The sequence below is a fragment of the Aquirufa antheringensis genome (assembly GCF_023921165.1).
In the GTDB taxonomy this organism is placed as follows: domain Bacteria; phylum Bacteroidota; class Bacteroidia; order Cytophagales; family Spirosomataceae; genus Aquirufa; species Aquirufa antheringensis.
Genome location: NZ_CP049835.1, coordinates 2,033,959 through 2,059,705, shown reverse-complemented (window position 1 = coordinate 2,059,705; position 25,747 = coordinate 2,033,959). Strand labels below are relative to the sequence as shown.

General features: G+C 40.9%; 25 protein-coding genes. 10 read left to right on the top strand and 15 right to left on the bottom strand.

The annotated features are described in order from the left end of the window. Window positions 1-240: 240 nt before the first annotated feature. Window positions 241-699 (top strand): hypothetical protein, encoded by a 459-nt coding sequence (locus tag G9X63_RS09250; protein WP_130896377.1) that lies wholly within the window; start codon window positions 241-243, stop codon window positions 697-699. Between the two features lie 230 nt (window positions 700-929). Here the strand turns inward: G9X63_RS09250 and metG are convergent, their stop codons facing one another. After that, window positions 930-2,960 carry a methionine--tRNA ligase gene (gene metG / locus G9X63_RS09245; RefSeq protein WP_252622686.1) on the bottom strand — a complete coding sequence of 677 codons (2,031 nt, stop codon included), beginning with the start codon at window positions 2,958-2,960 and terminating at the stop codon, window positions 930-932. A gap of 125 nt (window positions 2,961-3,085) precedes the next feature. Between metG and rpsU the strand changes: the two genes are divergently transcribed. Together rpsU and G9X63_RS09235 are read left to right on the top strand one after the other, a co-directional pair. Then, window positions 3,086-3,280, top strand: a complete 195-nt coding sequence (rpsU, locus tag G9X63_RS09240) for a 30S ribosomal protein S21 (protein ID WP_130896373.1) — start codon at window positions 3,086-3,088, stop codon at window positions 3,278-3,280. Between the two features lie 37 nt (window positions 3,281-3,317). Further along, on the top strand, window positions 3,318-4,187 hold the full coding sequence (locus tag G9X63_RS09235; RefSeq protein ID WP_338079067.1) for a tyrosine-type recombinase/integrase: 870 nt from the start codon (window positions 3,318-3,320) through the stop codon (window positions 4,185-4,187). On the opposite strand, the gene G9X63_RS09230 is transcribed toward G9X63_RS09235, so the two are convergent. The 5 genes from G9X63_RS09230 to G9X63_RS09210 form a co-directional block, all read right to left on the bottom strand. Then, window positions 4,184-5,119, bottom strand: coding sequence for a homoserine kinase (locus G9X63_RS09230; protein WP_130896369.1), 936 nt, complete (start codon window positions 5,117-5,119; stop codon window positions 4,184-4,186). The genes G9X63_RS09235 and G9X63_RS09230 overlap by 4 nt on opposite strands. A 1-nt stretch (window position 5,120) precedes the next feature. Further along, window positions 5,121-7,583 (bottom strand): bifunctional aspartate kinase/homoserine dehydrogenase I, encoded by a 2,463-nt coding sequence (thrA, locus tag G9X63_RS09225; RefSeq protein ID WP_252622684.1) that lies wholly within the window; start codon window positions 7,581-7,583, stop codon window positions 5,121-5,123. Between the two features lie 99 nt (window positions 7,584-7,682). Next, window positions 7,683-8,084, bottom strand: a complete 402-nt coding sequence (locus G9X63_RS09220) for an ExbD/TolR family protein (RefSeq protein WP_252622681.1) — start codon at window positions 8,082-8,084, stop codon at window positions 7,683-7,685. A 4-nt stretch (window positions 8,085-8,088) separates the two neighbouring features. Continuing rightward, entirely contained in the window at window positions 8,089-8,841 is a 753-nt protein-coding gene (locus G9X63_RS09215; RefSeq protein WP_252622679.1) for a MotA/TolQ/ExbB proton channel family protein, read from the bottom strand. 54 nt (window positions 8,842-8,895) lie between these two features. After that, on the bottom strand, window positions 8,896-9,825 hold the full coding sequence (locus tag G9X63_RS09210) for a Ppx/GppA phosphatase family protein (protein ID WP_252622677.1): 930 nt from the start codon (window positions 9,823-9,825) through the stop codon (window positions 8,896-8,898). Between the two features lie 86 nt (window positions 9,826-9,911). On the opposite strand from G9X63_RS09210, the gene G9X63_RS09205 reads away from it, so the two are divergent. Together G9X63_RS09205 and G9X63_RS09200 are read left to right on the top strand one after the other, a co-directional pair. Further along, window positions 9,912-11,315 carry a tetratricopeptide repeat protein gene (locus G9X63_RS09205; RefSeq protein ID WP_130896359.1) on the top strand — a complete coding sequence of 468 codons (1,404 nt, stop codon included), beginning with the start codon at window positions 9,912-9,914 and terminating at the stop codon, window positions 11,313-11,315. A 78-nt stretch (window positions 11,316-11,393) separates the two neighbouring features. Beyond that, on the top strand, window positions 11,394-14,222 hold the full coding sequence (locus G9X63_RS09200; RefSeq protein ID WP_252622675.1) for a M16 family metallopeptidase: 2,829 nt from the start codon (window positions 11,394-11,396) through the stop codon (window positions 14,220-14,222). Window positions 14,223-14,288: 66 nt separating this feature from the next. On the opposite strand, the gene G9X63_RS09195 is transcribed toward G9X63_RS09200, so the two are convergent. The 6 genes from G9X63_RS09195 to sufC are packed head-to-tail and all read right to left on the bottom strand — an operon-like array spanning window position 14,289 to window position 18,689. After that, window positions 14,289-14,702 (bottom strand): BrxA/BrxB family bacilliredoxin, encoded by a 414-nt coding sequence (locus G9X63_RS09195; protein WP_130896355.1) that lies wholly within the window; start codon window positions 14,700-14,702, stop codon window positions 14,289-14,291. A gap of 33 nt (window positions 14,703-14,735) precedes the next feature. After that, window positions 14,736-15,047, bottom strand: coding sequence for an iron-sulfur cluster assembly protein (locus G9X63_RS09190; RefSeq protein ID WP_252624873.1), 312 nt, complete (start codon window positions 15,045-15,047; stop codon window positions 14,736-14,738). Between the two features lie 31 nt (window positions 15,048-15,078). Then, window positions 15,079-15,495 carry a SufE family protein gene (locus G9X63_RS09185; RefSeq protein ID WP_252622673.1) on the bottom strand — a complete coding sequence of 139 codons (417 nt, stop codon included), beginning with the start codon at window positions 15,493-15,495 and terminating at the stop codon, window positions 15,079-15,081. Beyond that, the gene (locus G9X63_RS09180) at window positions 15,495-16,721 is read right to left on the bottom strand and encodes a cysteine desulfurase (RefSeq protein WP_130896351.1); all 1,227 of its coding nucleotides are present in this window, start codon (window positions 16,719-16,721) and stop codon (window positions 15,495-15,497) included. Before G9X63_RS09180 ends, G9X63_RS09185 begins: the two co-directional genes overlap by 1 nt. Before the next feature lie 2 nt (window positions 16,722-16,723). Then, the gene (sufD, locus tag G9X63_RS09175) at window positions 16,724-17,935 is read right to left on the bottom strand and encodes a Fe-S cluster assembly protein SufD (RefSeq protein ID WP_252622670.1); all 1,212 of its coding nucleotides are present in this window, start codon (window positions 17,933-17,935) and stop codon (window positions 16,724-16,726) included. A 1-nt stretch (window position 17,936) separates the two neighbouring features. Further along, window positions 17,937-18,689, bottom strand: coding sequence for a Fe-S cluster assembly ATPase SufC (sufC, locus tag G9X63_RS09170; protein ID WP_130896347.1), 753 nt, complete (start codon window positions 18,687-18,689; stop codon window positions 17,937-17,939). Window positions 18,690-18,839: 150 nt separating this feature from the next. On the opposite strand from sufC, the gene G9X63_RS09165 reads away from it, so the two are divergent. Continuing rightward, the gene (locus G9X63_RS09165; RefSeq protein WP_130896345.1) at window positions 18,840-19,166 is read left to right on the top strand and encodes a HesB/IscA family protein; all 327 of its coding nucleotides are present in this window, start codon (window positions 18,840-18,842) and stop codon (window positions 19,164-19,166) included. On the opposite strand, the gene G9X63_RS09160 is transcribed toward G9X63_RS09165, so the two are convergent. After that, complete coding sequence (locus tag G9X63_RS09160; RefSeq protein ID WP_130896343.1) at window positions 19,159-19,767, bottom strand: Maf family protein; 609 nt, start codon at window positions 19,765-19,767, stop codon at window positions 19,159-19,161. The two genes, G9X63_RS09165 and G9X63_RS09160, sit on opposite strands and share 8 nt — an antisense overlap. Before the next feature lie 110 nt (window positions 19,768-19,877). Between G9X63_RS09160 and G9X63_RS09155 the strand changes: the two genes are divergently transcribed. The 3 genes from G9X63_RS09155 to G9X63_RS09145 all read left to right on the top strand — a co-directional run bounded on the left by G9X63_RS09155 (window position 19,878) and on the right by G9X63_RS09145 (window position 21,777). Next, on the top strand, window positions 19,878-20,342 hold the full coding sequence (locus G9X63_RS09155) for a MarR family winged helix-turn-helix transcriptional regulator (RefSeq protein ID WP_130896341.1): 465 nt from the start codon (window positions 19,878-19,880) through the stop codon (window positions 20,340-20,342). Between the two features lie 12 nt (window positions 20,343-20,354). Further along, window positions 20,355-20,930 (top strand): YceI family protein, encoded by a 576-nt coding sequence (locus G9X63_RS09150; protein WP_252622668.1) that lies wholly within the window; start codon window positions 20,355-20,357, stop codon window positions 20,928-20,930. Between the two features lie 217 nt (window positions 20,931-21,147). Next, on the top strand, window positions 21,148-21,777 hold the full coding sequence (locus G9X63_RS09145; RefSeq protein WP_252622666.1) for an NAD(P)H-dependent oxidoreductase: 630 nt from the start codon (window positions 21,148-21,150) through the stop codon (window positions 21,775-21,777). A 48-nt stretch (window positions 21,778-21,825) separates the two neighbouring features. Here G9X63_RS09145 and G9X63_RS09140 read toward each other — a convergent pair whose 3' ends face one another. Both G9X63_RS09140 and G9X63_RS09135 read right to left on the bottom strand, forming a co-directional pair. Then, window positions 21,826-23,265 carry a CCA tRNA nucleotidyltransferase gene (locus G9X63_RS09140; protein WP_130896335.1) on the bottom strand — a complete coding sequence of 480 codons (1,440 nt, stop codon included), beginning with the start codon at window positions 23,263-23,265 and terminating at the stop codon, window positions 21,826-21,828. Beyond that, window positions 23,266-23,820 (bottom strand): L-threonylcarbamoyladenylate synthase, encoded by a 555-nt coding sequence (locus G9X63_RS09135; RefSeq protein WP_252622664.1) that lies wholly within the window; start codon window positions 23,818-23,820, stop codon window positions 23,266-23,268. A 113-nt stretch (window positions 23,821-23,933) separates the two neighbouring features. On the opposite strand from G9X63_RS09135, the gene argS reads away from it, so the two are divergent. Then, window positions 23,934-25,703, top strand: coding sequence for an arginine--tRNA ligase (gene argS / locus G9X63_RS09130; protein WP_252622662.1), 1,770 nt, complete (start codon window positions 23,934-23,936; stop codon window positions 25,701-25,703). Window positions 25,704-25,747: the final 44 nt, after the last annotated feature.

Below are 25,747 nucleotides of genomic sequence, written 5' to 3'. Positions count from 1 at the left end.
TTTAAAGAATCTTTGAATTTTTCCGTAATTTTTAAATAAGAATTAATCAAACGATTTAAAATAATAAGCCAAATATTATTCTGCAATACTTCATAAATTATACTAAATATTCTGATTTTGAATTCAAATTCGGAATATACTGAAAAATAACACACAAAATAGACTAAAATAAAGTTTTGACATATTAAAAAAATGCAATAATTTTGCATCGTTGATTTAGATAATAAATATAACAAAAATATGAAGAAGACATTATTATTAGCTAGCTGTTTAATTGGATTAAACCTAGTTGCGGTTGCAGGAGAAGAAGCACGTTCATTTAATCGTTCAAACGATTTATCAGTAAAAACAGAAACATTATCAGAAGTGATCACCTCGTTGATTCGCAAAGACGCTCAACTGAAGAGTGCAAGCGCTGCGAGTTTGACTATATCGATTTTAGAAGATTTCCAAAATAACAAAACAGAGTTCTTAAAAGCTTCTGAGTCAGAAAAAGTGGTTTTCAATCAAACCATCAAAACTATTTCTGAGCAAGGTCAAAATTTTTCAGACACCAAGACGTTAAACTGGATCAAAGAAATTAATCAAACAGCTAAAAAGATCAACCTAGTGTGGTCAATTGTAGGCACTGAACCCGTTATCGATACTAATTTTGATAACAGCTCAGAACAGCAAGAGCACTTGATTGTTATGTTATAAGTAGATTGTTAGTAGTTTTCATAGTTAAATAGGTTTAGAGGTAATCAAAAAAGGTGAAGTTTTTAACTTCACCTTTTTTTTATTTTTTTTGCACTAAACTTATAAAATATCCACTAAAGCATTATATTTGTATAAATTTTCATAGTTAAATAGGTTTAGAGGTTAAACAAATAAGGCCAGAAGTTTCTTCTGACCTTATTTTTATTTTATACCAACCTGAAAATGAGGACCTAATTAACAGCCCCTCCATTCCAAATTTGTTTGTTAGGTTGCACTAATGCCAGACTTCCGTCTGCATCTTCTGCCATCAAAATCATCCCCTCACTCTCAATTCCCATCATTTTACGCGGCGCTAGATTTGCTAAAAAGGTCACCTGCTTACCTACAAGATCTCCCGGTGCGAAATGCTCTGCAATACCAGATAGGATCGTTCTAGTCACAAAACCATCATTCACCTGAAGCTTTAACAGCTTCTTACTCTTCTCCATCTTCTCTGCCGCAACAATTTCACCGATGCGAATATCCATTTTGGCAAAATCATCAAAAGCCACCGTCTCTTTTAGAGCTGGCACCGTTTTAGTCGCTAATTCCATCTGCGCTTTCGTTTGAACTAATTTATCTACCTGCTTTTGAACCGCTTCATCTTCTATTTTCTCGAATAACAAGCCCGGATTTTTTAAGGTTGTCCCTGCAGCAATCACCTCAAAATAACCAATACTTGACCACTCAAAGCTCTCCATACCTAGCGCAGTACGCAATTTCTGAGCACTAAATGGAATGAATGGCTCTAAGGCAATACTTGCTTGAGCGACTAACTGCACGGCATAATTCAAAACCGTTCCAGCCTTCGCCGGATCTTCTTTCATGATTTTCCAAGGCTCCGCTTCCGCTAAGTATTTATTACCTAATCGAGCAATCTCCATCGCTAACACAAGTGCATCGCGGAATTTATAATTTTCTAATGCTACCGCTAGTTTAGCTGGAATTTCAGCCACCGCCGCCATTAAATCAGCTTCTAATCCTGTTCCTTCACTTTTAGGAGGCACAACAGAATCAAAGTTTTTATCAATTAATACAAAGGCCCGATTCACGAAATTGCCTAAAATGGCGACTAATTCGGAGTTGTTTTTGGTCTGAAAATCAGCCCACGTAAAATCGGCATCTTTCGTTTCTGGACTGGAAGCCGTCAACGCATACCGCAATACGTCCTGCTTGCCCGGGAAATCCACTAAATATTCATGTAACCAAACCGCCCAATTACGCGAGGTAGAAATCTTATCCCCTTCCAGGTTCATGAATTCATTCGCCGGCACCTGATCCGCTAATTGATAACCTCCGTGCGCCATACACATGGCGGGGAAGATCAAACAATGGAACACAATATTGTCTTTCCCAATAAAATGCACGATGCGGCTATCCTTCGCCTTCCAATACGTCTCCCATTCCGGCGTTAATTGCTTTGTCATCGAGATATATCCGATGGGAGCATCAAACCACACATAGAGCACTTTGCCTTCCGTATCTGGCAAAGGAATAGGCACACCCCAGTTCAAATCACGCGTCATCGCACGAGGCTTCAAGCCTTCCTGCAACCAGGATTTAACCTGACCCGTCACATTCGACTTCCATTCTGGGTGTGAATTAATATATTTTTCTAATTCCGGCTGCCATTGATCTAAAGGCAAAAACCAGTTTTTGGTCGGCTTTAAAACAGGTTTAGAACCACTCAAAGCCGATTTAGGATTCAATAATTCTGTAGGAGAAAGCGTCGTTCCACACTTTTCACACTGATCGCCATAGGCGCCTGGCTGCTTACAAGAAGGACAATCGCCCGTGATATAACGATCCGCCAAGAATTGTTTCGCTTCTTCATCATAGAATTGCTCCGTCACTTCCTCGATAAATTTCCCTTCGTTATATAATTTCAAAAAGAACTCTTGAGAAACTTCGTGATGTACTGGATCAGAAGTTCTTCCATATATATCAAATGAAATGCCGAATTGCTCGAACGAATCCTTGATTTCTTTATAATAATAATCGACTACTTGCTGAGGTGTCTTCCCTTCTTTCGCAGCCTTAATGGTAATAGGCACGCCATGCTCATCTGTTCCAGACACGAAAATCACGTCCTTTTTCTGCAAGCGCAAATAGCGCACATAGATATCTGCAGGTAAATAACATCCGGCCAAGTGACCGATGTGAATAGGTCCATTCGCATAAATTAACGCTGCAGTAACGGTAGTCCGTGAAAAGTCTGACATAAAATTGGGTAAAATGAAAGCACAAAAATAGGCAAAAACATTCATTGAAATAATCGATTTACCTATTGCGCATCAAAAAAATATGACTATCTTTGCACACAATTTAAAAAAACAGACAAAAGAAAATGTTAATTATTTCGATAAAAGAGAACGAATCAATTGATAAGGCTTTAAAGCGCTTCAAGAAGAAATTTGAAAAAACAGGTGTAGTAAAAGAACTACGTAGAAGATCTGCTTTCGAAAAACCTTCTGTAGGTCGTCGTAAAGAAATGATTCGTGCTGCTTACAAGCAAATCACTTACGGAAATATTAATAACTAATTTCCTATACAATCTTTAAAGGAATTGACTAATTTCGATGATGAATCGTGAATTAGTCAATTTTTTTTTGGACCACCTGTCCATCGAAAGGCGCCTCAGTTCGCATACAATTACCTCCTACTCCACTGACTTAGAACAGTTTAGCGCTTTCATCGCTCCTACGGAGCTATCACAAGTCCAAGCGTTAACCATTCGAAAATGGCTCATCAGTTTATCCGATGATTCCATACAAAACCGCAGTATTAACCGCAAATTAGCCACACTTCGCACCTTTTATAAGTACCTTTTAAGAACAGGAAAAATCGCAGAAAATCCCATGACCTCTATTCGGATGGTCAAAACCACCAAAAAAATACCCCAATTTGTCCGGGAATCAGAGATGGAAAACCTGGTGAATAACCGGAAAATCGCCATGAATTTCAGCGAGGCGAGAGACGAACTTATCCTATTTTTACTTTACGGAACAGGAATTCGTCTGGCAGAATTGATTTCTCTACAAAACAATCAAGTCAATCTAGCGGCTAAAACAATCCGAGTAATCGGAAAGCGAAATAAGGAACGGATGATTCCTATTCCTAGCTTACTTGTTGACTTAATAGCAACGTATCGCAGCTTTTGCACAGTAGAACACGCCCATTTACTACTCACAGATAAAGGGGAACCCTTGTACCCGATGTTTGTGCAACGCTTAGTGAAGAAAAACCTAGGGGAATTTAGTCAGCTAGAGAAGCTTTCTCCACACGTATTGCGTCACACCTATGCGACACACCTTTTGAACAAAGGGGCGGATTTGAATGCCATCAAAGAGTTATTAGGACATGCGAATTTGGCAGCTACGCAAGTATATACCCATAACTCGATGGAGAAAATGAAAGCGATCTACTTACAAGCGCATCCGAAGGCCTAATCGGCTAAAACAACTGGACCTTTTTGGTTGATTTGAGAAACATATTGCTCTGATCCAATACCCAAGGCGGCAAATTCTGCGGCCATCGCTTTCGCTACTTTTTGGGCAGTTTCTTCTCCTTTAGATAAGGCAAATAACGAAGGTCCAGAACCTGAAATGGAACAACCTAGCGCACCGCTAGCAATCGCAGCAGCTTTTACTTCCGCAAAACCAGGGATTAAGATCGCTCGAGAGGGCTCGATGATCACATCGACTAAGGAACGACCAATCAGCTCATAATCGGGCAATAGTAACCCTGCTACTAGTCCGGCAACATTCCCCATTTGGGTGATGGTAGTGGCCAATGAGATTTCTTTATCTAAAATTCCGCGCGCATCTTTCGTATTCACCTCGATTTGCGGGTGGACAATACTCGCATATAGATCTGCAGGCACAGGCACTTGAATGATATCTAAGGGATCGTAGGAACGAATGACAATAAAGCCTCCTAAGAGCGAAGGACCTACGTTGTCTGCGTGCGCGGAGCCGCAGGCGACGCGCTCGCCTTCCATCGCGAAGGGCAAGAGGTCCTTTTGTGATAAAGGGCGGCCCATTAATTCATTTGCTGCAAAAACGCCCGCAACCGCTGAAGCAGCTGAAGACCCTAAGCCGGAGCCTAAAGGCATATCTTTATGCAGCGACAATTCAAATCCTTGATCTTCGCGACCGATATGTGCTAAGTACTTTTGGATGGCAATACCAGCGGTATTTTTCTCTACAGCCTTAGGCAAACGGCCATCATCCCCTGTGATTTCTTTAATAACGATTCCTGGAGTCGCTTTCTTTTCTAACACGACCTCATCTCCAGGATGATTCACAGCAAAGCCGAAGATATCAAATCCACAAGCTACATTCGCTACCGTCGCTGGCGCATATACGCGTATCTTTTCCATATTATGCGAGATGACTACCGATGGATACAATATCTGCAAAAACACCCGATGCAGTCACTTCAGCTCCAGCACCAGGCCCTTTAATCACTAAAGGACGGTCATGGTAACGCTTTGTGGTAAAGGCAATCACATTATCAGCCCCATCCATTTGGTAGAATGGATGAGCTGGACCGACAGAACGCAAACCGATGGTGATTTTTTGGTCTTCTAAACAAGCGATGTAACGTAAAACTTCGCCTTTCGCAGCAGCCTCATTCACCAATTTCTCGAAGAAATCATTGGCCTTATCTATCTCCTCGAAGAAGGCATCCACCGTGGGAGCTGCCTCACAAGCCGGAGGAATGATCTTTTCTATGGTTATATCAGAGAATTCTAATTTCAATCCAATCTCGCGGCTCAAAATCAAAATTTTACGCGCCACATCCATTCCACTTAAATCTTCGCGAGGATCAGGTTCCGTATACCCTTTTTGTTTGGCCGTACGTAATACTTCACCGAATGACTTCCCTGGCGTAAATTGATTGAACAAGAAAGATAGAGTACCGGATAAAATTCCTTCAATTTTCTCAAAGCGATCCCCAGAAGCAATCAAACCTTGAAGGGTATTAATTACTGGTAAACCAGCCCCCACATTCGTCTCATACAAGAACTTAACTCCCTTAGCTAGAGCTGTTTGATGCAATTGTGCATACAAATCATAAGGCCCTGAATTAGCCACCTTATTAGGTGTTACGACCGAAATATTGGACTGGAATAAGCCTAAGTAATTTGTATAAATCTCTTTGTTCGCTGTACAATCTGCGAAAATGGAATTAGGCAAGTTTAAAGCTTTGATTTGGGAAATAAATCCAGCTAAATCGGCTGGTTCGCCTGCGGATTCCAACAAGCTCAAAGCTTGATCTAACTCAATTCCTTCCTCTTTTAATACTTGTTTGCGGCTATTCGCGATTCCGATTAACCTAATTTTAATGCCTTTGTATTTGGCCAAATAATGCTCCTGACCAATAATTTGCTCAATTAAAGTCTTTCCGATTAAACCCGCACCCACTAAATAGAGATGTAATGTTTTAATCTGAGAGAAGAAGAACGTCTCATGAATAACATTCAAGGCCTTAGAAAGGTCCTTATTTTCAATGACGACTGAGATATTTAACTCCGATGAACCTTGTGCTGTAGCGACAATATTGATCCCGTTTTTCCCTAAAGAGGAGAACAACTTTCCACTCACACCGGTGTGCTTACGCATCCCCTCACCCACTACAGCAATAACTGATAAATCTTTTTGGATATCAATTCCCTCAATGTCACCCGCTGCCATTTCAGCCGCGAATTCTTTTTCAAGTATTTTTCGCACTTTATCTGCCACAGAAGGATCAATGGCAAAACAGATGCTGTGCTCAGAAGAGGCTTGAGAAATCAAGACAACTGATATTTTTTCGCGGGCTAAAACCGTAAATAATTTGGCAGAAACCCCAGCTACTCCGATCATCCCTGAACCTTGTAAATTAACTAACGCAAGCTGGTCAATCGACGAAATTCCTGTGATAATGTAAGGACTCCCTGTAGGCTCTTTACTAACCACGGTGCCTTCAAAAGAGGGGTTAAACGTATTAAGTACCCGAATATGGATATTCTTTGCGAAAGCAGGCTGTAAAGAAGGAGGATAAATGACTTTAGCCCCAAAATGAGTCAATTCCATTGCTTCCGCATACGAAATCGAAGGAATTGTAAAAGCTGATTTCACTTTTCGCGGATCAGCTGTCATCATTCCGTCTACATCTGTCCAAATTTCAATCTCTTTTACCCCTAAAGCAGCACCAATTACCGAAGCGGTATAATCAGATCCACCGCGACCCAAGGTTGTTGTCTCCCCTTTAGCATTAGACGCAATAAAACCGGTAACTAAACCAATTTTACCCTTATTCGCTTCAAAATAACTAGAAATCAACGGATTAGTCACCGCAAAATCTACTTCGGAATGACTAAAAGAACTATTCGTTTTAATAATTTCCCGAGCATCTACATAGAAAACGGGAAGACCTTTTTGCTGTAAAATGGCAAAGATTAAATAAGTGGATAATCGCTCCCCAAAACTAACTAACGCATCAGAAGTCTTAGGCGATATCTCTTTAATCAAGTTTATTCCTTTCAACACATCCCGCAATTCATTCACCAAAGTCCGCACATGTGCGATCACTTGGCTCTGACCTGTCACCGGAATAAAATGCTTAATTACGTCGAAATGACGTGTTTCAATCGTCTCAATCAGGGTATTTACCGTGCTTTTCGGCTGAGCAGCCAGTGTGCCCGCTTCCAACAAATGATTGGTCACACCGCTCATCGCAGAAAAGACAACAGCAAAATCTGTGGAGGATTTCCCGTTTGACTCGATAATCGCCAAAACGGATTGAATGCTTTCGATGCTACCACAACTGGTCCCACCGAATTTTAGGATTTTTTCCATTAATTAAGAAAACAAAATGATTCTCAACTCTACAAACAGTTGAGATATAGGACAAATATACGATTTTAGGCCGTATTTTGCCCAAAAAATCGGTGTTTTCTATTTTTTCTTTTCCGCAGCCATCACCATTGACAACTTCAATTTAGCTGCCAGGTCATAGATATTGGTTAATTCTTGAACTGTCTGATTTCGATCCATTCGAACTACTAAAGTCACCGCTTTTTTAGAAGTCACCTCATTCGAAAGTTCAGTCTCTAAGTTCACGACATCTACTAAACGATCATCGATATAATAGTTCAATTTTTCGTCCACAGTTAAACGAATCACTTCATTCGCAGGCGTAGGCATGGGCTTTGCCGTCTCAGGCAAAAGCAATTTGATTGCATCCGGCGAAGCTAACGTCGAGATCATTAAAAAGAACATCAATAGAAAGAAAAGAATATCCGCTAGGGCTCCTGTTTCTACCTCCGATGCTTCTCTGGCTCTTTTTCTGAAGTTCATCGAATTAGGCTTTAGACGCTGGTTTGTGAAGAATATCTAAGAAATCAATGGCTGTAATTTCCATTTTATTAATCGTACGGTCAATCATCGTCGTCAATAACGTATACAAAACATACGCAATAATACCCACGATCAATCCCGACGCAGAAGTCACCATCTTCTCATAAATACCACCGGCAATCGTTGAAATATCAATTTTATTCGAGATAGAGATGTTATGGAAAGTACGAATCATACCCGTCACCGTTCCCAAGAATCCAAACATCGGGGCAATACGCGCGATAGCACTCAGAATCCCTAAATTCTTCTCCATGTTGTAGATTTCTACTTTGGCCTTATTTTCAATCGCCGCTTCAATATCACGTATAGGAGAACCTAAACGGGATAAACCTTTTTCCAAAAGCTTCGCAATCGGATAAGAAGTCGCTTTGCAAAAATTAATCGCCCCTTGCACATTCCCAGCCTGCAACATGTCGTTGATCGTGTGTAAAAAATTCTCATCTAATTTTGCTGTCTTGCGAATGTATAAATAGCGCTCAATAAACAAGAAAACGGCCGCAGCAAACAGGAAACCGATAGGATACATCACATATCCCCCTTTTCCTAATAAGTCTAACACCGAAAATTCTTCTACGACTACTTTAGTCACTTCTTGAACGGGACCAGAAGCATTAACGATAGAATCTGCTACTGCAGAAGAAAGAGAATCGACGGTCGCACCCGCCTGAAGTAAAATAGTTGCTAGCGATAAAGCCATAGGATGAATTGATTAATCTTATTAACTACAAGTTTACACTTTTTTTTTGAAATTCTAAGGCTGACTTACGGAAGATTGGAGTTCTGTAAACCAAAATCCTTCCTTCAAACTATACGACGAAAACCAAAGCTCCTTTATCTCCAATTCCCGGAGCACTTTCTCCACTAAAAAAGTAGCATAAGGGAATATACTTGCCCTGAACGCCTTCATTCCTGGATAATCCACCCGATCTTCATAGGGCAAAGCATCTAAAGTTGTCTTATGCTGCAAAAACACGTCAACATCGATTTCACAAGAGGCCGGAGCTCCACCAGGCCTATTCTCTAATTCCAAAATAGTTTCGAAAGCCCCCGCAGCTCCGATCAAAACGCTGGGCTTTGCCTCGCGACAAGCTTCCAAAAGCGAAATCATTTCCTTCGAAACATACGCATCTAAACCTCCTACTACAGAGAGATTAAACTCATTATCTACCGAAAAAAGCGATTTCAACCGTAATCCCCCTATTTCTAAACTCACTCGATATAATACCTGTTCACCTTTAAATAAGATAAACTCCACACTTCCCCCGCCTATATCCATCACCAAACTTGTTTTCTCCCAACGTTCGGGCAAGGAATTTCGTATGCCGGCATAAATATATTCAGCTTCTTGGATTCCATCGATGATGCGAATCTGAATCCCTAATTCGTTAAAGACTCGGTCCAGAAAAGCACTTGCATTAGAGGCTCGGCGTAGAATGCTCGTCCCGATGGCATAAAAATCACGTAAATCCCCACCTTTGGTGAGAAAAACCTGCTTAAATTCAGCTAGACAGGCGATTGCCCGATCCATCGCATCAGCTTGCAAAGTCACTTCTTCCATCGCCCCCATCCCTAAACCGACCGGTCGTTGCAAGTGCTCCTCCACCAGAAAGGCAGCCAAGGGAGAAATCAATAATTGAAAAGTGTTCGTACCGAGGTCCGCAATGGCGCAGATTTTTGACATTATCAGATGTTTGGAACAAAATTAAGCCGAAAAGGCGTTCAAGAATAAATAATATTCTTTATTTTAGTGAAAATGTATCCAAAAAAATGCTAGATCCCGAATTCGACGAGAACAAAGAAGACATTCAATCTTCCGTTCAACGGTACGAGAACATGATTAATCAGCAAGAAAACGCGTTTTTCGATGCAGAAACTTTGGAACAAATCGCAGAACACTACTTCGTGCAGTCGCGTTTTGACCAAGCCTTAGAAGCGGTGGATTTAGGCCTCAGCCATTACAGTTACTCGCTGGAATTAATTACCCTGAAAGCACAAATTTTAGGCGAAATGCAGAAGCCAGAAGAGGCAATGGAATTAATTGAAAATGCCATTTTACTCTTCCCCAATGACATCGAATTAACGCTCGTAAAAGGTTATTTACTCAGCCAGTTAGGGCAACACGAAGAATCCATACAACTTTTTCTAGCTTCTTTAGACCGAACTGAAGAAAAAGATGAGGTCTATTTTCGCATCGGCCTAAGCTACCAAGCCTGGGGCAAACCTCGTGAGGCGGTAGATATGCTGAAGAAATGTTTAGAACTCAATTCAGAAAATGAAAATGCGCTAGTGGAGCTGGCTAATTGTCTAGATGAAATCGGGAAAATCGAGGAAAGTATCCCCTATTACAAGCAATTCATCGACGCAGATCCCTTTTCATTTACAGCCTGGTACAATTTAGGTATTGCTTATTCGAAGCTAAAGCAGTTTGAAAAAGCGATTGATGCCTACGAATATTCCCTGGCCATTGAACCTACCTTTGGGTCCTCCTTATTCAATCTGGGGAATACCTACATGAATATTCAGGAGTATGCGAAGGCGGAAGAATCTTATCAGCTTTGTTTAAAATACGATGATCCGAATCCGGAACTTTATTGCTGTTTAGGCGCTAGTATTGAGCGTCAACGTCGTTTTGACGAGGCTTTAACTCACTACAAAGAGGCGATTAAGGTCGACCCTCTTTGGGATGAAGGCTATTATGGTCTAGCCGTTTGCTTGACTGAACTGGACAAGTGGTTTGAGGCCTTGCATTTTCTGAAGAAAGCACTGAAATTAAATGATACGAATCCTCTGTATTGGACAGGTTTAGCGGACGTAGAGGCCTACCTAGGCAATCCTGTGTCTTCTGATGAGGCATATGCCAAATCCGTAGATCTAGACTCCTTCTTCGCTCCCACTTGGGTGAAATGGGCACAATTGCACTATGATTTGAATGATTTCGAAAAGTGTGCCGAAATAATGCTTTCCGCCATCGATGAACTGCCAGAAGAAGCAGATTTATATTACCGCGCGGCGATCTTCTTAATTAAAGCAGGTCAATTCAAGGAAGCCTTTCATTTCTTAGAATCCGGTCTTCTTTTAGATTATGATAAACACGAAATTATTTTCGAGTATTTCCCAAACATGGAAACACAAAAGGCGATTTACAAGTTAATCCAGCAATACAAGAAATAATTTTTGCCGTTCATCATTTTATCAGCATCACCGATTTAATTAATTTTTAATTTTCTATTCTAAAAACAAAATACCCCTATGAAGAAAATTATTCTATCGGGTTTACTACTTTGTCTTTTGCAACCTGCATTAGCTCAGCCTAAACCCACTCCAACCACACAAAAGGCATCTGCTAGCCTTCCCATACCTGAAAAGGTAACGGAAGCGGAAGGAATTACGGAATACAAATTAGCCAATGGCTTAAAAGTATTGTTATTTCCAGACCCATCGAAGCAAACCATTACCGTTAACATCACCTATTTAGTAGGTTCTCGTCATGAGGGCTATGGTGAAACAGGTATGTCCCACTTGTTAGAGCACATGGTGTTCAAGGGTACAAAAGAAAAACACAAAGAAGTAGCGAAAGAGATCTCTGATCATGGTGCTCAATTCAACGGAACCACTTGGTTAGACCGTACGAACTACTTCGAAACATTCGCTTCAACGGATGAAAATCTAGATTGGGCTTTAGATATGGAGGCTGATCGCATGATCAACTCTCGTATCTCGAAGAGCGAATTAGAGACCGAAATGACGGTAGTTCGCAACGAATTCGAGCGCGGAGAAAACGATCCAGGGAGTGTTTTAATGGAGCGTATCGTTTCTACCGCTTTCTTATGGCATAACTATGGCAACTCCACTATCGGTGCTCGTTCTGACATCGAAAAAGTGCCTATCGAAAACTTACAAGCTTATTATCGTAAATACTACCAGCCAGACAACGCGGTTTTGTTAGTGGCAGGTAAGTTTGACCCAATTAAAACATTAAAGTTAGTTAACGAGAAATTTGGAATTATTCCACGTCCTGAGCGTGTTTTAACGCCTACTTTCACGGCTGAACCTACACAAGATGGAGAAAGAGAAGTGTCTCTTCGCCGCGTGGGTGATGTGCAAGTTGTAGGTATGGCCTACCATATTCCTTCTGGCTTACATCCTGATTATGTGGCGGTAGATGTGATGGCTGATTTATTGACAGATGCACCATCAGGACGTTTATACAAGGCATTAATTGACACGAAGAAGGCAAGTAGCCAGTTTGGATTCTCCTTCCAATTAAAAGAGCCAGGATTAATTTATTTCGGCGCGGAAGTTTTAAAAGAGAAATCTGTGGACTCTGTTCGTCAGATTATGTTTAATACTATTGAGAATTTTGCCAAAACTCCTCCAACTAAGGAAGAAGTCGATCGCATCAAGACCAAAGGCATTAAAAATATTGAGTTATTATTAAACAATGCACAACGTGTGGGCGTAGGTCTATCAGAATACATCGCACAAGGTGATTGGCGTTTATTATTCCACACACGTAATGAATTAGAGAAAATAACTCCTGAGGATATTCAGCGTGTGGCAGCAGCTTACTTCAAATCTTCTAACAGAACATCTGGAACTTTCTATCCTACCGAAAAACCAGAACGTGCAGAGATTCCAGAGGCGAAAGACGTAGCTACGATTTTAAAAGACTTCAAGCCAAAGGCAGCAGTAAGCCAAGGTGAGGCTTTTGATCCATCTCCAGCTAACATTGATGCACGCACGAAGACGGAGAAAATCGGTGGAGTTCAATTAGCGCTATTAGCTAAGAAAACACGTGGTAATTCAGTTTATGCGCGTATGACTTTACGTTTTGGTGATGAAAAATCATTAATGGGAACAGTGACAGCAGCTGACTTAGCAGCTGATATGTTAACAAAAGGTACAGCGAAACACACACGTCAACAATTCCAAGACGAATTAGACAAGTTAAAAGCGCGTGTAAGTATTTCTGGAGGTGCTACTCAAGCCAACGTTTCTATCGAGACGACGCGCGAGAATTTAATTCCGGCTTTAAAATTAGTAGCTGAAGCATTAAAGCAACCCGTTTTCCCAGCAGCTGAATTTGAGAAATTAAAGCAAGAGAACTTAACCGCTATTGAAGGCCAAAAAAGTGAGCCACAAGCAAAAGGTTCAGAAGCTTTAGGTCAATTAAGAGCGGGTCACTATGATAAGAAAGACGTTCGTTACCAACCTACGATGGCGGAGCAAATCGCTAATTATGGTGCGGTTAAATTAGAAGAGTCTGTTAATTTCTACAAGAGCTTCTATGGCGCATCTGATGCAACATTCTCTGCAGTAGGTGATTTTGATGAAAAAGAATTGAAAGATGTAATTACAGCAGAATTTGCTAACTGGAAGTCTCCGAAGCCTTACAAACGCGTTCAGGATGTATTCAAAGAGACGGGAGGAAAAGCGATCTCCATCGAAACGCCGGATAAAGCAAATGCCTTCTTCTTAGCTTATCAACCGTTAAAAATTTCTGATAGCGACCCTAACTATGCTGCGTTGGAATTATCTAACTACATGTTAGGTGGTGGTAGTGGTTTAAGCTCCCGTTTAATGAACCGTATTCGTCAAAAAGACGGTTTATCTTACGGTGTAGGTTCACAATTTGTGGCTAGTCCTTTAGACCAAAGCGGCGCGTTTATCGGCTATGCGATCTATGCACCAGAGAACCTAGCGAAGCTTGAATCTGCTTTCAAAGAGGAAATTGAAAAAGTATTGAAAGAGGGTTTCACTCAGAAAGAAATCGACGAAGCGAAGAAATCTTGGCTACAATCTCGTCAAGTGACGCGTTCTCAAGATAATGCATTAGTGGGAAGCTTGAACAGCAACTTGTTCTTAGGCCGTAACATGAAATGGTCTGAAGAATTAGAGAACAAAGTGAAGAGCTTAACCCCAGCACAAATTCAAGAAGCAACTCAAAAATCAATCGACTTATTGAAGATGTCCTTCATTAAAGCGGGTGACTATGAAGGTGCTGCGAAGAAAATGGCTGAGAAAGCCAAAAATAATACGTCAGAATCAGGAGCGATGGGCGGTGCACCAAAGCAATAATACTTACTGAAAGGATATAAAAAAAGGGAGCTCCTGATGGAAGCTCCCTTTTTTATGGTATTAATATTAACAAAACTCGTCAAATACACCTTCTAAATGTCCAGCAATCATATCTGCTGAACGACCTTCAATGTGGTGACGCTCTACGAAATGAACTAACTCGCCATCTTTGAACAAAGCAATCGATGGAGATGAAGGAGGGTAAGGTAAAGTATACTCACGTGCTTTTTGAACTGCTTCTGGATCTACACCCGCGAAAACCGTCACTAATTGATTAGGTTTCTTCGCTGATGAAGCTACTGCGTGTTTTACACCTGGACGAGCTGTAGAAGCTGAACATCCACAAACTGAGTTAAAAAATACCAAGGTAGTACCTGGCTTAGCCATCACGTCTTCCACTTCTGAAGCTAACTTCAATTCTTGGAAACCTCCGGCAACGATATCCATCCGCATAGGATGTACTAAATGTTCTGGATACATATATTTTTATATTAGATTTTAAATTAAACGCAATTACATAAAACCAAGTTCCAATTTGGCCACTTCAGACATCATATCCTGCTCGTAAGGAGGATCAAATGTTAATTCTACTGAGACTTCCGCAATACCTTCTATCTCTCTCACTGCTTTTTCAATATCCACCGGAATACTCTCTGCAGATGGGCAAGAGGGTGAAGTTAGAGTCATTAAGATATACACGTTATTGACCGGAAAAATCTTGATTTCATAGATTAATCCGAGCTCGTATACATCCACTGGGATTTCTGGATCATAGACGGTTTTGATCGCCTTGATCACTTCTTCCTTTAATTCTACCTCATTCATTTGACTTGAATTTTCCATACTAAATAATCGCTTAAGAGAAGGCCAACGCATAATGTTGCATTTGTTTTACCATGGAAACTAATCCGTTTGATCTGGTTTGGGCTAAATGCTGGCTCATACCAATTTGCTCGATAAAGTATAAATCCGCGGCTAAAATCTCCGCTGGCGTGTGATTCGACAAAACCCGAATCAACATCGATATCATTCCTTTCACAATAATGGCCTCAGAATCCGCCTGAAAAACGACTAAATCGCCTTGCTTTTCGGCGTGTAACCAAACACGGCTTTGGCAGCCTTTAATCACATTTTCCTCCGTTTTTAAGGCATCTGACATAGGCTCTAACTTCTTACCTAGGTCAATTAAATATTCGTATTTATCCGCCCAATCTTCAAAAAGACCGAACTCTTCAATTAATTCCTCTTGTATTTCATTAATCGACTTTCCCATTATCCTAACATCTGTAAGGTTTTCTCTAAACAAAGTACAAAACGATCGATCTCCTCGAACGTATTGTAGAAAGCAAAGGAGGCACGGCACGTACCCACTAACTCGTAGCGCTGCATCAATGGCTGCGCACAGTGATGTCCGGTACGTATCGCAATGCCAAATTTATCTAATAACACCCCAATATCTTGCGGGTGAACTCCGTCAATCACAAATGAAATAACGGCGATCTTTTCAGGAGCTGTACCCACGATACGTAAACCAGGAATCAATTGCAATTTTTGTGTAGCATAGGCTAAAAGCGCCTCTTCTTGCGCGGCTAAAGCTTCCGAAGGGATAGCCTGAACATAGTCCAAAGCAGCCCCAAATGCGATTACATCTGCAATATTAGGCGTTCCTGCCTCAAATTTATAAGGTAATTCGTTGTAGGTCGTACCCGAAAAACTCACCTCTTTAATCATCTCTCCTCCTCCTTGGTAAGGCGGCATCGACTCTAATAAATCACGCTTTCCGTACAAAACTCCCACACCCGTAGGGCCGAAAAGTTTATGCGCAGAAAACACAAAGAAATCCATATCCAAGGCTTGCACATCTACGGCTAAATGCGCAACTGATTGTGCTCCATCAATTAATACCTTAGCCCCTACTTCATGTGCCAAAGAAATAATCTCAACAATGGGATTAATCGTCCCAATCGCGTTAGAAACGTGATTGACTGCGACTAATTTGACTTTGGGATTCAATAAAGCTTTATAAGCTTCGATATCTAAAACACCGGCATCACTCACCGGAATCACCTTGATCTCTGCTCCTTTTTCCTCCGCAATCATCTGCCAAGGCACAATATTCGAGTGATGTTCAAGGTTAGAAACAATAATTTGATCTCCTTTACCGACGTTCGCACGTCCAAAAGTTTGGGCTACTAAATTAATCCCTGCTGTCGTCCCCGAAGTGAAAATAATCTGATCTGTGGAAGGAGCATTCAAAAAGGCCGCTAGCTTTTTTCTAGTCAACTCATAAGCGGTTGTTGCACGTTCTGCCAAGGTGTGAATACCTCGGTGAATATTCGCATTATCCTGCTCATAATAAGCTGAAAGCGCATCAATGACAGCTTTCGGCTTTTGAGTGGTCGCTGCATTATCAAAATAAATCAATGGGGCCTTGTTCACCTGCTGATGTAAAACAGGGAAATCGGCTCTAATTTGATCTATATTCAATGTTTCCGTCATGATTAAATCGATAAGGAAGTCTGGATTTTTGAAATAATTTTATCTGTCAAACGCAACTTCGTTTCCTCGTGTGTTACGCGATCGATCACCTCTTGAACAAAAGCGAGTAACAATAAAGTTCGCGCATTCGCTAAAGAAATACCTCTTGAACGTAAATAGAATAAAGCTTCTTCGTTCAATTGACCTGTCGTCGTTCCATGGGAACATTTCACATCATCCGCCCAAATCTCTAATTGAGGCTTCGTATTCATCGTAGCACGAGTAGACGCAAGGACGTTTTTGCAACTTTGGAAAGCATTGGTCTTTTGCGCATCTGGACGCACAAAAATTTTACCATTGAACACTCCAGTCGCGTTTCCTAGTAACACGCCTTTGTATAATTCATGCGATTCGGAGTTCGGTTTGCGGTGATCTACCACCGTGTGAGAATCCATTAATTGATCTTCTCCTGGCACGTACAGGCCATTCAGATTCGAAACCACATTTTCGCCATCGCTGTAGAAATGCAGATTATTACGTAAATAAGCCGCATTCAGGGAGAATGTAAACAAATCAACCTGACTATTCGAAAGCTGAGTGATAAACGTATGATCGATGTGGGTCGTGTTTTGGGCCAAATCTTGCTCCTTCACATAGGTCAAATTCGCCTTCTCACTCACATATATTTCTTGTACAAAATTGGACAAAACCTCCGCAGAACCCGCTATTGTAAAGGCACGCTCGATTAAGGTTAAGGAAGCATCTGGTTCTAGATAGACGATTAAACGACTTTGAACCGCTGAGGCTTTTGCCACCGATAAAATATAATCGTGTGTAATTGCCTGATCAACTGAAACACCTGCTTTTACCCATAAAACCTGCGTATTTAGGGTAAGCGCTATGTTTAAATCGTACAATGAGTTCTGATCTAAAATAGGCAAACGTTGCTCCCAAGTAGCTGCAAACGTTGGATTAGCTGCAATGAAAGCATCAAATGAAATGAATTCTACCCCTGCAGGCAATACGCCATGAAAACGAGTGTTCCCATTTTGCGTTTGTAGACTCGCTGAGGAGGTTTCATTTAAAGGAGCAGGTGTCCAATCTAGGTCTTTTTCATTCCACGATTTCAAGGACGCATACTTCCATTCTTCCCATTTGTTGGTAGGAAATCCTTTGGCTTTAAAACGATCTAAAGCCTCTTTCTGAGCCGACGAAGTTAATTCTGTATACAACATCTTATTCTCCTAAAGCTGAAATGATCCAATCATACCCACGCTCTTCTAATTCAAGCGCTAATTCTTTCCCACCTGATTTCACGATCTTTCCCTTGTACAAAACGTGTACAAAATCCGGTACGATGTAGTCCAAAAGACGTTGGTAGTGAGTCACCACAATCGTCGCGTTATCTGGGGATTTCAATTTATTAACTCCTTCTGCCACGATACGCAAAGCATCGATATCCAAACCAGAGTCTGTTTCATCCAAAATAGCCAACTTAGGTTCTAAGACTGCCATTTGGAAAATTTCATTTCTCTTCTTCTCACCTCCTGAAAATCCTTCATTTAAGGCACGAGACAACAAACTTTGATCAATATTCACATAGCTCATCTTCTCTTTGAACATTTTCAAAAATTGAACAGCATCTAATGGCTCTTCGCCGCGGTATTTGCGAATTTCGTTTACCGCTGACTTCATAAAGTTCGTTGTAGATACCCCTGGAATCTCCACAGGATATTGAAAAGCAAGGAATAAACCCTCTGCTGCACGTTCTTCCGGAGCTAAATCCAATAAATCTTTACCCAAAAACTCCACAGATCCACCGGTCACTTCGTAATCTTCACGACCCGCTAAAACGGACGCTAAGGTCGATTTACCTGATCCGTTGGGTCCCATAATGGCGTGAACCTCACCGGCTTTGATTTCTAAATTAATCCCCTTCAAGATTTCCTTCTCCCCTATTCTCGCTTGTAAATTCTTTATTGAAAGCATGGTATGTGTTTTTAATCTGCATTTGAAACACAAAATTAAGACCAATGGTTTTGAAAAACTATACTTTATTTAGATTCACTCTAAATAAAGGTTTTTTTTATCAAAAAAAGGGCTACTTTTGTATCAGATTTTCATCAAAATACGACCATCATGCTTACGATAACGGATTTAGCTGCCAATAGAATTAAGGAATTACGTTCTAAAGAAGGTTTAACGGAAGAATTCAACATCCGCGTGGCTGTAGAAGGAGGCGGTTGCTCTGGCTTAATGTATAATTTAGATTTCGCCGCAGAAGCACAGCCAAACGATATGATTTTCGAAGACAAAGGGGTAAAAGTAATGGTAGACAAGAAATCAATCCTCTACCTGGCTGGCACCGAATTAGATTTCTCAGACGGCTTGAATGGAAAAGGTTTTCAATTTAAAAACCCGAACGCAAGCCGCACCTGTGGTTGTGGCGAAAGTTTCTCTATCTAATCAGAAGCTGCTTCCCGTCTAAAATATAAGGTTTCATGAATTGATACACGTCAAATATGGGCAAGCCCATGACCGTGTAAAAAGATCCCTGAATGGACTCTATGCCTACCATTCCTAAGAAATCTTGCACACCATAAGAGCCTGCCTTGTCTAAGCAAGATCCTTCTCGAACATAAAAATCAATTTCCCAGTCCTCGAAAGTCCTGAATTTGACTAAGGCCGAGTCTGCTTTGGTAAACAAACCTTGAGGGGTATGTAACGCAATCCCTGTGACCACTTCGTGCGTTTTTCCAGATAATTGTTGCAACATATAGATTGCTTCCGATTTATCCTGCGGCTTATTCAGAATATCATTTCCAAGTATAACAACCGTATCAGCCGCTAACACTAAGGCATTAGGGGAAATTCGCGCTAATTCATTCGCTTTTCTTTCTGCCAAATGTACCGGCACCTCTTGAGGCCTCATATCAGCAGAAAAGGATTCATCCACATCACTGGGTAAAACTGCAAATTCGAAACCAGCGGAACGTAAGATCTCCTTTCTACGAGGTGAATTAGAAGCTAATATAAAAGGATACTGGAGGGATAAGGATGTCTGCATGTTCAAAAATAGGCCAAAAATTAAAAATATCAGGGTTTTTGAAAAAATAAATTTATTTTCCTTTGCATTTAATGTAATTACATTTAATTTTACGACATCAAATTTTAGTCATGGGTATTTCCGAGGATTTAAAACAGTCAAAATTTCCGTCCGAGGCCGCAAAAGCTGTCGTAAACGCGATTTATACAGGCAACTGGATCGTTCAGCAACAACAGGAATTATTGAAACCTTTTGGACTTACGGTACAACAATATAACGTACTTCGTATTCTTCGTGGACAACAAGGAAACCCAATGACCGTTTTAGCTATCACAGAGCGTATGCTTGACAAAATGTCCAACGCCTCTCGCCTAGTGGATAAATTAGTAGAGAAGAAATTAGTGCTTCGACGCGAATGTCCTCAAGATCGCAGAGCTGTAGATGTATTGATTTTACCAGCTGGACTGGATTTATTAACCCAAGTAGACCAAGTCCAAAATGACTGGGGAAAACATTTCGACGCTTTAGGAGTTAAAAGGCTCGAAGAAATGAACCAAATTTTGGACGAATTTAGAACCGTATTTTCTCACAATTAAACAATAAATTATATGAAATCTGTAAAAGTAGTAATCGCAACGTTGGCATTAGGCCTACTTACTTTCGCTGGTGTAGCTGCACCGAAAGTAGTGAACGTAAACAAGTCAGCTAGTTCAATCGCTTGGTTAGCTAAAAAAGTAACTGGTGAGCACAATGGAACAGTAGGAATCTCTGCTGGCGCTTTAAACATTGATGGCAGCAAATTAATCGGAGGAAATTTCACCATTGATTTGAAAACTATCAAAGCACTTGATATCACGGATCCAGGTTACAACCAAAAATTCATCGGACACATCACTTCAGGTGATTTCTTCGAAATCGAAAAATTCCCAACAGCGTCTTTCGTTATCACTAAAGTGGCTGGCAACCAAGTAACGGGTAATTTAACGATCAAAGGAATTACAAAATCTATCACTTTCCCAGCTGAAATTTCAGTTAAAGGTGGAAAATTGAACGCGAAAGCGAACATCACGATCGATCGTACGGATTTCAATATCAAATACGGATCTAAGAAATTCTTTGATTCAATTGGTGATAAGGCGATTTATGATGATTTCGCTCTTACCGTATCTTTAGTATCTGAGTAAATTTAAATAGGGGGCTGTAAAATGGCCTGTGTCATATTTTACACGCCCCCTATTCAAATTTAATCAATACTCGAGATACTCTTTCGCTCTCTCAACTGTGAGAAGGTGTTAAAGAAACTGAATTATTTAATTCGATAAAATTTAAGGCTTATTCGCAGAAAATAGATCAAAAGCTATTTTCTCTATAATCTCCACTCTCTAATCTATAATCTACAATATGTCTTTAATCGACTCATTATCATGGCGCTACGCCACCAAAAGAATGACTGGAAACAAAGTTTCCGCAGAAAAAATGGATGCTTTATTGGAAGCAATCCGCCTATCAGCATCAGGTTTTGGTTTACAGCCATACAAGATTTTGGTTATTGAAAACCCTGAATTAAAAGCTAAAATTCAACCAATCGCCTATGGTCAACCACAGGCAGTTGAATCATCTCATTTGCTAGTATTTGCGGCTTGGAATGACATTACAGAAACACAAATCGATGCGTTCATCCAATTAGTGGCTGACACACGTGGTCTTTCGGTGGATATGCTAGGAGATTACCGTGGAGCAATCGCTGGTTCACTTTTAGGTCGTCCAGTAGAAGCAAAAAGAAACTGGGCAGCACGCCAAGCGTATTTAGCGATGGGCACTGCTTTAGCTGCAGCAGGTGAATTACAAATCGATTCTACTCCCATGGAAGGATTTATTCCTGCGCAATTAGATGAATTATTGGGTCTAGAAGCAATGGGCTTACACTCTGTATTAATGCTTGCTGTAGGTGAGCGTGACGCAGCGAATGACTTTATGGCAACTGCGACTAAGGTTCGTTATGCGAAAGAAGATCTAGTGATCAACTTGTAATATACATCTGCCTAAGAATGTGAAAAGGCTCCGAATTCGGAGCCTTTTTCATTGAATTTCAGCGAGAGAAACGACCGGTTTTAAATCCAATTTTCGTCCCTCTTCCAGAAGCAAATCCCAACCAGAGGCCAATTCATTTCGAATGGTTCCTTCCAGAACGGCTTCTCGCATCGCAATTTTAATCAAGCCAATTTCGCGGCCTGGACCAAGATCGAATACTTGCATGATGATTTCGCCAGAGAAAACGGGCTGGAAATTACGAAGCGAATCGCTTTCCTCTACCTCTTTTAGTTTTTGCTCAACAGTATCAAAATTACGCAAGTAACGTTTGACTTTATCTCCATTTTTCGAAGTAATGTCTGCTCTACATAATGTCATCAAAGCTTCTAATTCCTCACCTGCTTCGAATAAAAGGCGACGCAAGGCAGAAGCGGTAATTTCTTCTTTCGATAAGGCAATGGGACGTAGATGTAGGCGAACTAGCTTTTGGACTAGCTTCATCTTCTCGTTTAGCGGCAATTTCAAGCGTTTGAAGATGTTCGGTACTTGACGTGCACCCATTTCTTCATGTCCATGAAAAGTCCAGCCTTTACCTTGGGCGAAACGTTTGGTTTGCGGTTTGGCAATATCATGTAAAATCGCAGCCCAGCGCCACCAAAGGTCATCTGTGTTTTCGGCAATATTATCCAGCACCTGTAAAGTGTGGTAAAAATTATCTTTGTGCCCCTTGCCATCCTCCGTGTCCACGCCTTTCAGCTTCATAAACTCGGGGAAAATGATGGGGAGAATTTCACAGGCATCAAGCAAAAGAAAACCGTAAGACGGTTTTTTACAGAGAATCATCTTGTTCAATTCATCCGAAATGCGCTCCATCGAAATGATCGATAAGCGATCTTTTTCTGTTTTTAGGGCTTCAAATGTTTCAGGTAAAATGTCAAATCCGAGTTGAGCTGCGAAACGAACCGCGCGCATCATCCGAAGTGGATCGTCTGAAAAAGTAATGCCAGGGGCTAAAGGGGTGCGAATGATTTTGGCCTTCAAATCATCGAGCCCATTAAATGGATCCAATAATTTACCCCAGTTCGATTTATTCAATTGAACGGCCATTGCGTTGATGGTGAAATCGCGGCGATTTTGATCGTCTTCTAAGGTTCCTTCTTCTACTACCGGCTTGCGGGAGTCGCGGTTATAGGATTCTTTACGTGCGCCTACGAACTCTAGATCCCAATCATCGACTTTGATCATCGCCGTGCCAAAATTCTTAAAAACAGACACAGCGTGCTCAGGCAAATCAAATTCTTTGGCTACTTCTAAGGCTAAATCAATGCCCGAACCGATGCAAACTACATCAATATCCTTGCAATCACGCCCTAAAATCGCATCGCGGACATAGCCTCCTATGACATAACTATCTACCCCCAAACGATCAGCCGCAAGGCCAATTTTGGAGAATATCGGATCTGCTACAATCTCCTTCCCTTCTTTCATCTATCCTCTGATTAACTTATAGTCGCCATGAAGGCCTAATTGCACAATTTTACTCGCCTTTTTAGCGGGTCCCTCTCCTGCTGGATTTTTTAAAACCCCATCAACGCCAGTAACAATAGAGGGAGCTATTCCAGCAAAATTAAGTGGAGAAGGCTCTCCTGAAAGATTCGCCGAAGTGGAAACTATCGCACGTTGGTAGCGGTAAATCAATCCTTTACAAAACTCATCTTTGACCAAACGAATAGCAATACTGCCGTCTGGTGCTAATAAAGAGGGGGAAACATTTTTTCCTTTGGGATAAATAATCGTCAAAGGATCCTCCGCAAATTCAACTAAATCCCAAGCAAGATCTGGCACCTGTTCCACGTATTCGCTCAATTGCTCGATTTTAGAGATCAAGACTATCAAACCTTTAGATGCAGGCCTATTTTTTAGTTCCAAAATCTTCTCAATGGCTTGCTCATTTCGAACATCACAGCCTAAACCCCAGATTGTGTCGCTAGGATACAACAGCACGCCTCCTGATTTTAAAGTTTGAATTGCCTCGTGGTACATATTTTGCATAATAAGGGCAAAGGTAAGATTAATTTATTCATTTCTGAGCATGAGAAGCAAGGTTTAGAGTGAATTTAGCTACCTTTGCAGATTGATAAATCAGAGCCATTTAGATGTCAAACATTCAACAAACATTACAGCAAGAATTAGTAAAAGGATTAAAAGCCCTCTTTCAAATCGAAGTAACCGAAATCGCGTTACAAGAGACTAAAAAAGAGTTTGAAGGCGCCTACACCTTAGTTGTTTTCCCATTTACGAAGCAAGCCGGAAAAGCTCCAGCAGCCATTGCAACGGATTTAGGCGAATATATGTTAGCGAATTGTTCCATCGTAAAAGCATTCCAAGTTGTTCAAGGTTTTTTAAATTTATCCATTCACGATTCCGCTTGGTTAGGTTTATTAGCCAGCGTAGCCTCGGATAAAAATCCATTCCAAATTGAATCAAAAGGCGAAAAAGTACTCATCGAATACTCCTCTCCTAACACGAATAAACCCTTACACTTAGGCCATTTACGCAATAACTTTTTAGGTTTTTCTGTAGCACAAATCTTAGCGGCAGGTGGCTATGACGTTGTTAAAACGAACCTAGTGAACGACCGCGGCATACACATCTGCAAATCGATGTTAGCCTACCAGCTTTTTGGCAATCATGAGACACCTGAAACCTCTGGATTAAAAGGCGATCACTTAGTAGGTAAATACTACGTGGCTTTCGATGTAGCTTATAAGGAAGAAATCGCAACATTAAAGGCCGGAGGTTTAGACGAAGAACAAGCTAAAAAACAAGCCCCTATCCTATTGAAGGCACAAGAAATGCTTTTGAAATGGGAACAAGGTGATGAAGAGGTGATGAACTTGTGGAATACCATGAATGCGTGGGTTTTCGCTGGTTTTGAGAAATCCTACCAAACGATGGGCGTTTCTTTCGATAAAATCTACCGCGAATCCAATACCTATTTGCTAGGAAAGCAATTAGTGGACGAAGGATTAGCTGCAGGTGTATTTTTCCAAAAGCCTGACGGATCGGTTTGGATCAATTTAGAGGCCGAGGGACTAGATGAAAAACTGGTATTACGTAAGGACGGAACTTCCGTTTACATCACCCAAGATATGGGAACAGCCCAGTTAAAATACGAAGATTTCAAAGCAAATCAATCAGTTTATGTGGTGGGTAACGAGCAAGATTACCACTTCGAAGTACTTTTCCATATTCTAAAGAAATTAAACAAACCTTTCTCACAAGGCAATTTCCACCTTTCCTACGGCATGGTTGATTTACCGAGTGGCAAGATGAAGTCTCGCGAAGGAACGGTGGTAGATGCCGATGATTTGATGGCTGATATGATTCAAACAGCGAAAGATCGCACACTAGAATTAGGGAAAATTGATGGCTTCACAGAAGCGGAGTCAAATGAATTATTCCATAACCTAGGATTAGGAGCCTTAAAGTATTTCTTATTAAAAGTGGAGCCTAAGAAACGAATGTTATTTAATCCAGAAGAATCCATCGACTTCCAAGGTAATACAGGTCCTTTCATTCAATATACACACGCTAGGATTTGCTCGATTTTACGTAAAGGAGGAGAAATTACAGCTGTTTCGACCGATTCCGAATTAGCTGAATCGGAACAAGAATTAATCTATTTATTAGGCGAATACAAGACGTCTATTGCGCAAGCTGCGGCGAACTTTGCTCCTTCGGTCATCGCGAATTATGCCTATGATTTAGCGAAGACTTTTAATAAGTTCTATAATGAATTGAGTATTCTATCGGAGGAAAATGAGGTGAAGCGGAACATTCGACTTACCTTAGCTGAGCTGACAGGAAAAACAATTCAGCATGCTACGTTGTTATTAGGTATAGTTTCACCTAATCGAATGTAATTTGAAACGTAAATACCTTTACCTCACCTTTTTAATCATCATTA